Origin of the sequence: Clostridioides sp. ZZV14-6153 (assembly GCF_020657855.1) — a bacterium.
In the GTDB taxonomy this organism is placed as follows: Bacteria; Bacillota; Clostridia; order Peptostreptococcales; family Peptostreptococcaceae; genus Clostridioides.
Genome location: NZ_JAGWCZ010000004.1, coordinates 105595 through 117978, shown reverse-complemented (window position 1 = coordinate 117978; position 12384 = coordinate 105595). Strand labels below are relative to the sequence as shown.

The window sequence follows — 12384 nt, the reverse complement described above, 5'->3', positions numbered from 1 at the left end:
AAAATATATACAAATAATGAAATAAAAATAATAAAAATAAGGTATCTCATTTAGAATTGATTTGAGGTACCTTATTTTCTTATTTTTTGATTATAATACTGTAAAATTAATATTATAAAAAAATTATTATAAATGATATTGTTTATAATGATTAAACACCTTATTAACATATATTATTTTGAATTTATTACTTAATTAAATAAAATAAGTTATAATGTTTTGAATTTATGGAGAATAAAAACTTTAATTATAGTGTTTGAGTTATATGGATAACTATGGTATTATATATAAAATATGGTAACAAAACTGTAACTTTTTATTGAGAATAGACAAAAATATTGATAAAAAAATATGAAAAATATATTGGGGGTAAATAATAATATGAAGAATAGTAGAAAGATATTAGCTATAGGACTTACACTATCTTTAGTAATGGTAAATACTCCTATAGTAAATGCGTTGACATCAGTTGAGCAAATAAAAGGTAATGATAGGTATGAAACAGCGGCAAAAATAGCGGATAAACAAAACTATAATACAGCAATACTAATTAATTCAGATAATAGCTTGGCAGATGGTCTTAGTGCAAGTGGTTTAGCTGGAGCCTTAAATGCGCCTATTTTAATGACAAAACAAAATCAAATTCCAAGTACTACTATGGAAAGACTGAACAAAGCAAACACTGTATATATAATAGGTTCAGAATCGACAATAAGTAAAAATATTGAAAATCAATTACTTTCTAAAAAGAAGGCTGTACAAAGAATATTTGGTGAGAATAGATTTGATACGAGCGTAAAAATAGCTGAGAAAATTAAAGAAATCAAGCCTATTGATAAAGTAATTATAGCTAATGGAGTTACAGGAGAAGCAGATGCGATAAGTGCATCGCCAGTAGCTGCAAGAGATGGAGTACCTATAATACTTACAGATGGAAATAGTGTAGGATTTGATACAACAGGATTAAAGAGTTATGCACTTGGTTCTAGTGAGATAATAAGTGATGAATTGGTCAAAAGTACAAATTCCGTTAGGCTAGGTGGAACAGATAGGTTTGACACCAATAAGAGAGTTATACAAGAGTTTTATAAAAACAGTAAAGAGTTTTACTTAAGCAAGGGTCTACAATTGACAGATGCATTAGTCGCTTCTACAATAGCAAAAAATGCTCCTGTAGTCTTAGTGGAAAATGGTAGCAATAAAAGTATTTTAAGTGGAGCAGACAAACTTACAGTACTTGGAGGAATAAATCAGAATATAATCAAACAGTGTATAAATCAAGCTTCTCCAAATCAACAAGGATTATACTATAATCCAAATGATAGAGCATTTAAGGACAGAATAAAGGGAAAAGTATATGCTCTTACAAAACAATACAGAAAAGAAAATGGAGTAAAAGAGTTAGTTGTAGCAAGTAGATTAGAGGGATTAGCAAATGATTGGTCTAATTTAATGGCAAATAAGAAGACTTTATCTCATACAATAAATGGGAAAAATTCATATTCTACTTTTTTAAAGTACTTAGACTGGAGCGCGATTAAGCCTGGATATGTTGCAGTTCAGGGTGAAAATATAATTAAATATAAAATTCCAGATAAACCTGTTTACACAAATAGAGATGCAGATGATATAGGAAATTTTATTTTTAATGAGTGGAAGACAAATCCTGAAGAAGGTACCAATATGCTACATAAAGGATATGAAATAATGGGATTTGGAATAGCCATAACAGGAGATAAGAATATATACGCAACACATGAGTTTTATGGAAGATATAAAGAATAATAAAAATATATACAAAATGATAGTTGTGATAAAATAATATATAAATAATAAAATTATAATGGAAAATAACATTTATATTAATATAATAATATAAATGTTATTTTTTTATAATTTAGTAGAAAAAAATTGTATCAAAAAGTTTAAATATGGTATAAAATGGGTAAGAAAGTAGTGAAAATTAAATGGCAAAATTAGGGAAATCTAATGACGCAAAACTATAGGGATTAAAGCTTTTAAAGCCATATCAGCCAGTTGCTAAAAAGAGTAAAGTCTTTTTATTTTATAATTAAGATTCTCTTTGAGTGTCTTTTTTTATTGTCTGAAACTATAGTATTTAAATTCATGAGAGATTAGAAATTTATTGAGGGAGGATTGTTGTTTCATGAAAAAAGCAATATCTTGTGTGCTAGCAGTATCAATGTGTAGTGCACCACTAAACGTTTTTGCAGAACCTATATTAGAGGGGAAGTTAAGGGCAGTTGAAAAATCAGTTACAGAGAAGTTAAAGGGGAATCTTGAAGTAGATTTAAATTTTTCACTTCCAATAAAAAATAATGAATCAGAAAGTATAACCAATATACAATTGGAATTAAAAGATGATAGTAATAATAGTGGAATAATAAAGCTTGGAGAAAAAGATTCAGGAATATTAAATATTGGGGCAGATAACATAGAATATACTATAAAAAAATTATCTGCAAGTAGAAGTGAAATAAAAAATAAAGATGAGAATATATCATATTATAATATTGTATTTAATAATTTACCTGTTGGAAAATACAATGTAGAAGTATCTGGAGGAGGCTTTAATAGTAAGGAAATTAAAGACATTGATATATCAAGTTATTCACAAAGAGTTTTATTAAGCAATAGAGCAAGTGTAGATGATAAAAATCAACCTTTAAACTATGAACTATTCTTGATGGGCGATGTAAATAATGATGGAAAAGTGGATAAGAGTGATTATGAGGATGTATTGAAAAATATAAATTCAAATAAAAGTGAATATGATTTAAATAGAGATGGAAAGGTAGATATTGCTGACCTAGATTATGTTCAGAAAAATTTAGGGCAAAGTGAAGATGCAAAAAGCCTAGAGAGTATAGTATCTACCAATCCTATAGTAGATACAAGTAAAGTAACATTAGAAAAAAACAGTGATACAAATATTCAGGGTACTGTAGAGGATTTATTCAGTGGAGAGAATAGTGGAGTTAAAATATCTCCAGCAAATGCAGGTGATAAGATATCAGAAGAAAAACCAGCAGTAATGGATATAGCTTTATCAGAAGCACTTAATATGGAAGTCATAAATATAAAAGCACCTGAAGGGAATGCTCCAGCAAAAGGAATAGTTGAAGTTACAGATAAAGATGGTAATGTTCAACAGGTTCCTTATGAAAATAAAGAATATGTGGAAACTTTGAAAGAGGAACAGAAGCAAGAAGAAGTAAACAATGAACAAGAAGAAACAAGTAATAAAGATGAAAATATAGAGCAGCCTGATAATAATAACTTAGACAGTAATCAAGAAGAAAAAAATGATAAAGAAGATTCAACTTCAAATACAACTGATAAAGAAAATAACGATAAAGAAAATAATGATAAAGAAAATTCATCAACAGATAAGTCTGATTCAGACAAAGATACATCAAAACAAGAAGACAATATCAGCAAAGATGATAGTTCTACAACATCTACATACGGTAGGTCAGCAGTAGAAACATATGCAGAAGTTCAAGATAGCGATATAGTAATAAATCTTGGTAAACAAGTAGCAGTAAAAAAGATAACAATAAAAATAACAGCTACAACAGCAAATGATAGAAATCTTGCAGAAATATCTAAAGTTGAATTTTTAAATAATGTATATAAAGAAATACCAAAACCAGATATGAATATACCTAAAATCAATAAAATATCTACTAGTACTGCTGTTGGAAATGAAAAGGTATCTTTTTATTGGAATAACGAAGCAAACGTATCTGCATACGAACTTACATTAGATACGATTGACAGTAAAGGAAAAGTATTATCGACTAAAAAATTACAAACTAGTAAAAATACTATAGATGTTAGAGATATACAAGCATATGGATTATATAGAGTTAGCATACAGTCTTTAAATGGAGATTGGAGTAGTGGATACAAAGATGCAACAGCAGAAAACTTGGATGGAGTTCCAGAAAATGTAGACTCAAACTATAAGCCTATACAATTTAGTCCAGATAGTATAATAGAATTTCAAGTTGTTCCAGATACAAAGCCAGAACCACCAGAAGGTATAAATGTCAAAGGTAGATTTAAGGCTCTTGATGTAAGTTGGAAAAATCATAAACAAGCTAAAGACTTTGATTTATATTATAGAGAAAAAAATTCTAATGGTTCTTGGACAAAATATAATGACAAACTTATTCGTGGAACAAGTTTAAAAATAGAAGGGCTTAAGGATAATACAACATATGAAGTTAGAATGACAGCTACTAATCATTTAGGCACTAGTGGAATGTCTAAAACATATATAGGAACAACTGAAAGTGTGGATGCTCCAACAACACCTAACTATAGACTAATTAATACTCCTAAGTTAGATGCAGGTTCTGGAATACCAACAAATCATATAGTAGATGTTACTTATCCAGCTGGATATGACAAAAGTGAATATAGTGATAAAAATCCATTTAATAAATTTAATATAGTAGATGGAGACTTTACAACACACTGGACATTCCCAAGATATAATGCAGCTGAAGGAACGAATAGAGGACCAATCATAACTTTCGATAAAGCTTATACTATGGATACTTTTATGGCTACACCTCGTTTTGATGTTTCTGATAAGACAATTAATGACTTTGAAATACAATACTGGGATGAAAATGGTCAATTACATAACCTGGGAGATGTACCTTTTGAAACAAAGACAGACCCTGTAAATAATAATAGATATGTAATGGTAAGATTAAAGGAACCAATAAATGCTACTAAAATACAAGTTAGTGTTTGTTCATCATATTCATATAAGTCTAATATATCAGAGCTTAAGTTCTATGAATATGACAGTATAGAAGATGATGTAAGAAATCTATTTATGGATGACCTACAAGTTGAATTAAAAGAAGATGTAACTCAAGAAAAAATAACTGAATTAAAAGATAGACTTAATACTCCAGATAAAGCTAGTGGAGAATATCATCCATATAAGACAATTATTGATAGAGAATTAAAGCTAGCACAAGACTTATATAATGATAGAGCTACACTTACTGATATAACAACTGTAAATCAAGATATAAATGTTTCAGGAAAATACAAAGATAAGAGCGGAAACTATACTGTTAAGTCTAATAATCTAGGTATGGGAAATGACTGGCAGGCATTGGGTGTAGCTGCTAGAGCTGGAGATGAAATCACGATATATGTTGGAAGTAAAAGTGGTAGAACTCCTAAACTAATATATACACAATACTATGGAGAGTCTGGTGCATATAAGAGTGGAGAAATAAATCTTAACACTGGTAAAAATGTAATTCAGTTAAGTAAGCTTCATAGTTTAGATGTAGAGTGTGGAGGAAGCTTGTACATAAGATACCCTTATGATACTCAAAGTGGTGGAGATATAAAGGTACGTGTAGCAGGGGCTACTAAGATACCACATCTTAACTTAAATGGAATGATAAATGATAAGAGTCCTGAAGGAGTTTCTGAATCTAAGAAAAAGATAAGAGCCTATATAGAAGAATTAACTAAATATAAGAATGATATAAAGGGAGAACCATATTATCCAGGAACGAATATTGGTAATTCATATGGATATTCAGAAACAACTGGTGTATTAAACACTACAGATATTGAAAGTGATAAAGTTACACTAAATGTTCCAGCAACAGCTGTATATCAAGGAATATCAAAAGGAAATTCTGATTTAAATACACAAGTAGATAGATTATACAATAGTATGCTTGCATGGGAACAGATGATGGATTTAATATATTCTGAAAGAGGAGTATTTAAGACACAAGACTTAGATGGTAATGGAACTGTAGATGACAATGAATTTGACATAACTAAAAATGATATGGCTCCTAAATCTCGTATGAACATAAAATATCAAAGAATGTTTATTGGAGCATTTATGTATGCTTCTGGTTTACATGTAGGAGTAGAGTATGGTTCAGTTCCAGGGCTTATGAATGGAGTACCTTTCCAAATAGATGCTAGTGGAAAAGCTACAGGAGGAAGTTTATTTGGATGGGGAATAGGTCATGAGATAGGACATGTTACAGACATTGGTAAGATGACATATAGCGAAACTAGTAATAATGTACTTGCTTTACTTGCTCAAACATTTGATGATAAGACACATTCAAGACTTGAAGGTTCAACAATGGACAAGATATATGAACATGTAACTTCAAACAGTTTAGGTATACCGAGTAATGTATTTGAGAGACTTGGAATGTTGTGGCAATTACATTTAGCTTATGACAATGACTTTACTGGTTCAATGTTAAAGAATAACTCAGATGCTGATTTAAGCAATGACACATTCTATGCTAAAATTTCAAGAAAATACAGAGCACTTTCAAGTGGTGACCCAATAAACAACTTACCAAAAGACCAAATGTTAGTGGCAATGGCATCAAGTGTTGTTGAAAAAGATTTAAGAGATTACTTTAAGGCATGGGGAGTAGAAATTACACCAGAGCTAAACAGTATAATGGATAGTAAAAAGTACGAAAAAGAGACTAGAAAGATACAATATATAAATGATGAAGCTAGAAGAAAGATTTTAAATGAAAATATAGTAAGTATGGCAGAAGATACTAAAGTAAGTGCTGGCTTTGCTGATGGAGTACAAAGTGGTTCTCTAGTTAAATCTAATAAAATATCTATAGACCTAGATGTTGATAAAGACAAAGATAAGATATTAGGATATGAGATAATAAGAAGTGATGGAAACTATTTAGATGGTGAGAATGGAACTCAAGTAAAATACAGAACAGTAGGATTTGTGGATGCAAAAGGAAATAGTCAAGCTAAATTTACTGATAATATATCTCCTCTTAATAATAGAGCATTTACATATAAAGTAGTTGCGTACGATTATCATCTAAATCCAACAGATGAGTTTGAAGTTGGGACTGTAAAATTATCAGATGAAGGAAAAATAAACAAGTCAGCATGGTCATTTATAACAAACACTGTTTCTGATGGTGATGTTAGAACTGAAAATGACTCACATGGACCATTACAAAATCCAGAAATTGATAATATAAAGGATAATGATGCAAGTACAACATATAAAGGAAAGAGAATTAGTAAAGCTGAGTGGAACAAAGACCCACAAAAAGACCCAGATATAAATGTAGAAGAAAATCCATATATAATAGTAGACATGAAAGAGACATTGCCTATAGTAGGGTTAAAATATACAAAGCCAAAAACTGAAGCTAGAAAGTTCTCATTAAAAGGATTATTCAACCTTAGAAAAGATACTAGTACAACATACAACCCTTTAACTAATTACAAGATACAAGTAAGTAATGATAAAAAGAATTGGGAAGATGTTAGCCAAGGAACTTTTGAATATGGACAAGACTTAGTTGGTGGAGGAAAAGACCAAGATAATGAAGCTAGAGTTACATTTAATAAAGATGGTAAACTTTGGACATACCAAGCTAGATATGTAAAACTAATATCAAACAATAAGTCTAATATAGAAGTTGCAGAGTTGGATATAATTGGGCCTCCAGGTGACAATATAGAGATTGGAACAGTAAATAGTGTAGACCAAACTCGTACTAATGGAATTGGAAAACTAGTAGAAGATTATGTATATCAAAGTGATGACCCTAATACAAGTGAAAATGAAGAAGCTAAGATTCCAGATGGTTCAATAGTAATTACAGGAGAATACAGTGGAAATCCAGCATTTAATTTACCATTACTTATAGATAAAAACAATAAAACTATATCTGGAGAAGCACTCTTATTTGCAGAGATACCAGAAAAAGGTGAATTAGGTGAAATAAGTAAAGGTACATGGGTTTACTATATGCCAAAAGAAAGCTTTGATTCTTTAAGTGATAGGGTTAAGGCAGAATTATATAGATATAATGAACTTCAAGGAGATACTCCAATAGGTCAAAGATTTGTAAGTGATACAATGTATGTATCTGTAGAAGCTAAAAATTATGATGAGTTAAAGGCTATAAGCCTTACTGATAGTAATAGTAAAGCGAGAAAATCTACAAAAAATACTATTGATGTTAGCAACAAGAAGATTATATCTATAAATAATAAAGTAAAAGGTAATATTGTTAGAGATAAATAGGTAATAGAAGTTTAAATCTAACAAAATAATACTGATGGAATTCAATAGTTAATATTAATAGCTAATAAAATTTTGAAGAATTAAATATAAAATATAAAATATGAAGTAAATATAGTACATGGATATAGATATAAAATTAAGATAGTATAAATTAAATAAATAAGGCTGGGTGGATATTTGATTGTATCCACCTAGCTAATGGTAGATAAGGAAGGGTGTTATGAGTAAAGGAAAATCTCTTATAAGAACTTTAGCAGTGTCGACTATGGCAGTAGCTGTAACTGGTAGTGCTACATGTGCATATGCAGCTCCAGTATTACAAGGGGCAAAAACATATGAAAAAGTAAATACTATAGATATATCTGTGGATTCAGTAGAAAATATAGTATATTCATTTCAAGCTAGTATAAAAGTACAAGGTGAAGTGGAAGTAGCAGATAACGAGCAAGGACAAAAGATTAAGTGGGCTGATAATATAGACGCTCAGATAAAAAGTGGAAATGCAAATGCTAATTGTGTTTCAAAATATGATAAAGCAAATAATATAACAACATTAGATATATATGTTACATCAAATGAAGATTTGCTAAATGAAAGTAGCTTAAACATAGGAAGAATATCTGTAAAAAAATCTGGCAGTAATTCAAATGCTGGCTATAAAGTTTTGGGGAATGGAACAGGTGATAAGCCAGCTTTAAAAATTGTAACTTACAACAATAAAACAATTGATTATGAAAGTATAGATTCTGGTGAAGGTTTAATATTTACTCTTATCAATGAGAATGAAGTAAAACCAATAGGAGGAACTGGAGCTAGTAAAAACGACCCTGAAAAGTATAAGGTTGAGAAAAGTGAAGCACTTGAGTACCTGTTAAACAATATTAGAGTAAAATATTCTGTTGTAAGCAAAGAAACAGAAGAAAGTGGCTCAAATATAATACTAAAACTTGGATTATCACAAAAAACAAGTAAAGGAAGAACAGCTACAGTAAATAAATATGTAGAGGTTACACTTCCAAAAAGCTTAGAGTATATAGTTGAAAATGAATTATCTAAACCAGACGAATTACCACCAGATAATAGTGGTGGCAATAATGGTGGAGGAAGCAATTCAGGTGGTTCATCTAGTGGTGGAAACTCTGGCGGAGGAAGTTCAAGTGATTCTACATCTAATGTCACAGTAAAAAAATTAAAAGGTGCTGATAGATTTGAGACTGCTGTTAAAATATCTCAAAGTGGATGGACAAAATCAGATACAGTTGTGATAGTAAATGGAGAAGACAGAAGTATGGTGGATGGGCTTACTGCTACACCACTTGCCAGTGTAAAAAATTCACCAATTCTTTTATCCTCAAATGATAAACTTCCTCAAAAAACTGTAGAGGAACTAAAAAGATTAAATCCATCAAAAGTAATTGTAATAGGTGGAAATAACTCAATGCCAAATTCAGTTGTTGAAGCTATTAAAAGCGTAAATTCAAAAATATCAGTGCAAAGAATAGGTGGAGATACAAGATATCAAACTTCTATTAATATAGCAAAAGAAATTGATAAGACGAATAATGTAGGCAAGCTGTATATAGGGGCAGGAAATGGAGAAGCAGATTCATTATCAATAGCATCATTAGCTGGTAAGGAAAAAACTCCAATAGTACTTACACAAAAAGATGGTGTAGATAATGAAGCAGAACAATTTATTAAATCAAACAAGGTGTCAAATGTATACTTTATTGGTGGAGTAGAGAAAATATCTAACAAGGCTATTGAACAAGTCGGAAAAATAGCAAATAAAGATGTATCAAAAAATAGAGTTGCAGGTCAAAATAGACAAGAGACAAATGCTAAAGTAATAGATAAATTCTATTCTCAGTCAAAATTGGATGGGGTTATAGTTGCTAATCAAGATAAGCTTATAGATGCTTTAGCAGTTGGTCCATTAGCAGCTAAGAATAATTCACCAGTTGTACTTGCTACAAATACGTTAGATAAATCACAAGAATCATCATTAAAAAATAAAAATTCATCTAAGTTGTTTGAAGTGGGTGGAGGAATAGCTTCATCAGTAGTAGATAAGATTAAGAGCCTAATCGAATCAAAATAACTATATTAAGAATAACTATAATAAGAATGTATTTAGATATATAAATTTATATACCTAAAGTACATTCTTATTTTTTGTTTAAGTTATTTTAGTAAAAATCTAGTTAAAACAGAGTATAATCTTAACCTCAGACTATTATATAAAATAGTTTTTATACATAGATTGTGTCTTAAAATATTAAAAATATACCTAAAAATAATTTATATAAATTTTGACGAAATAGGATATTAATATCTAGACGAAAGATATTTATATAGGATATACTTTATAATGTATAGAAAATAAAGGAAAAATAAAGAAACAGTACTTCTTTTATAAATATAAAATATAAAAATCATCAGGGGGATATGAAAATGAACAAAAAAATATTATCATTAGGCCTAGCAGTATCATTAATATTGGTGAGCTTTAAAAATGTAAATGCATCATCATCAGTAGAAAAAATATATGGTAAAGATAGATATGAAACAGCAGCAAAGATAGCTGATAGACAAACTTATGAAACAGTAATTTTAGTGAATACAGAAAAATCGCTTGCAGATGGATTAAGTGCAAGCGGGTTGTCAGGTGCCAAAAAAGCACCAATATTATTTACACAAAAAAACAAGATACCAACAGATACAAATAGATGTTTAAAAAATATCAAAAAAGCATACATAATAGGTACAGAAGATACTATAAGTAAATCAGTAGAAAAAGAATTAAATTCTAAAAATATAGAAGTCAAGAGAATTGGTGGAGAAGATAGACTAAAAACAAGTTATCTAATAGCTAAAGAAATAGCAACTATAAAAAAAGTGGATAAGGTACTATTAACTAATGCCTACAGTGGAGAAGCAGATGCAATGAGTGTATCATCAGTAGCTACTAGAGATGGAGTTCCAATCATACTTACAGATGGGAAGAGTGTGCCTTTTAATGTTAAAAGTATACAATCATATTGTATAGGCTCAGAAGAAATAATGAGTAGTGCTATAGTTAAGAATACAAACTCAGTAAGAATAGAAGGAACTGACCGATTTGAAACTAACGAGAAGGTAATAGACTACTTTTATAAAAATTCAGATGTATTCTATGTATCAGATGGCTATCAATTAGTAGATGCTATAGCAGCTGCACCATTAACTAAAGATTTTCCGATGGTATTAGTAAATGATGGTAGTAGCAAAGTTGTGTTAGAAGGAGCTAAACATATAACTTCTATAGGTGAGTTAAGTGACAAGGTAATAGAACAATGTATAAGCGCATCAAAGTCAAATGGACAACATCCAACAATTACAATAGGAGTTACAGAGATATATAAAGGTGAAAAATTTGATAGTAGTAAATTGAATATAGTAGCTAAAGATAACACTGGGAAGGTTTTACCAATAGAAATTGATGGATTTATAGATACAAATAGAGTAGGTACATATATATTGACACTAAAGGCTACAGATGAATGGGGAAAAAGTACAGAAAAAAGAATAGAAATAAAAGTGCTAGATGATAAAACTCATGATTATAATAGTCTAGAATTTAAAAAGATGGTGTCTACTGAAATGTATAACTTAATTAATTCTTATAGAAAAGAAAAAGGTAAAGAACCTTTAGTAGTATCTAGTAGGCTAGAAGGAATGGCAAGTGCATGGTCTAAGTATATGATGGATAAAAAAGTTTTTGCACATTATATAGATGGTAAAAATGCTCCACAAGTATTTTCTGAGTTTGGAATGAGAAGCGAGGAAAATATAGCATATATTTATATTAATTCTAAGAATGTTCAAACTACTCAAGATGCAAAAGATTTGGCAAAGACTGTATTCGAAGTGTGGAAGAAGTCATCAGAATACAATGCAAATATGCTTAGTGATGATTTTTCTAGTACTGGATTTGGACTTTATATATTATCTGATGGTCAGGTACATGCTACTCAAGAATTTTTAAATGGTAACGAAGGTAGTTTGTAAAAAACTACCATAAATCTTGTTTTTTTATTAATTTACTGGTATCATAAAATTTAAAATCACATCTAAAGTACTTTTTGTAGTCTATTTTGTTATTGCTTTATAGATTATGGTATTTTAGATGTTTTTTATTTTAGACATTTATAAATTTTAAGGGAATAACTACTGAGGATGTAATTTATAATGAGTTGAATTATTAAAAGATTGGTAGGAGG

Annotated in this window: 4 protein-coding genes and 1 riboswitch; all 4 genes read left to right on the top strand. The window is 29.7% G+C overall.

The annotated features are described in order from the left end of the window. The first annotated feature begins 381 nt into the window (after nt 1–381). The gene (locus KGF46_RS07265; protein WP_227861900.1) at nt 382–1785 is read left to right on the top strand and encodes a cell wall-binding protein Cwp9; all 1404 of its coding nucleotides are present in this window, start codon (nt 382–384) and stop codon (nt 1783–1785) included. Nucleotides 1786–1959: 174 nt separating this feature from the next. Further along, a riboswitch (cyclic di-GMP riboswitch) is annotated at nt 1960–2045 on the top strand. Between the two features lie 122 nt (nt 2046–2167). Next, nucleotides 2168–8122: a M60 family metallopeptidase gene (locus KGF46_RS07260; RefSeq protein WP_227861899.1), complete on the top strand. Its 5955-nt coding sequence runs from the start codon at nt 2168–2170 to the stop codon at nt 8120–8122. A 220-nt stretch (nt 8123–8342) separates the two neighbouring features. Then, on the top strand, nt 8343–10223 hold the full coding sequence (locus KGF46_RS07255) for a cell wall-binding repeat-containing protein (RefSeq protein ID WP_227861898.1): 1881 nt from the start codon (nt 8343–8345) through the stop codon (nt 10221–10223). 347 nt (nt 10224–10570) lie between these two features. Further along, nucleotides 10571–12172 carry a cell wall-binding repeat-containing protein gene (locus KGF46_RS07250; RefSeq protein ID WP_227861897.1) on the top strand — a complete coding sequence of 534 codons (1602 nt, stop codon included), beginning with the start codon at nt 10571–10573 and terminating at the stop codon, nt 12170–12172. The last annotated feature ends 212 nt before the right edge of the window (nt 12173–12384 follow it).

Coding starts and splice junctions, on each gene's coding strand:
- KGF46_RS07255 (WP_227861898.1), top strand. CDS start 8,343: ATGAGTAAAGGAAAATCTCTTATAAGAACTTTAGCAGTGTCGACTATG.
- KGF46_RS07260 (WP_227861899.1), top strand. CDS start 2,168: ATGAAAAAAGCAATATCTTGTGTGCTAGCAGTATCAATGTGTAGTGCA.
- KGF46_RS07265 (WP_227861900.1), top strand. CDS start 382: ATGAAGAATAGTAGAAAGATATTAGCTATAGGACTTACACTATCTTTA.
- KGF46_RS07250 (WP_227861897.1), top strand. CDS start 10,571: ATGAAAATGAACAAAAAAATATTATCATTAGGCCTAGCAGTATCATTA.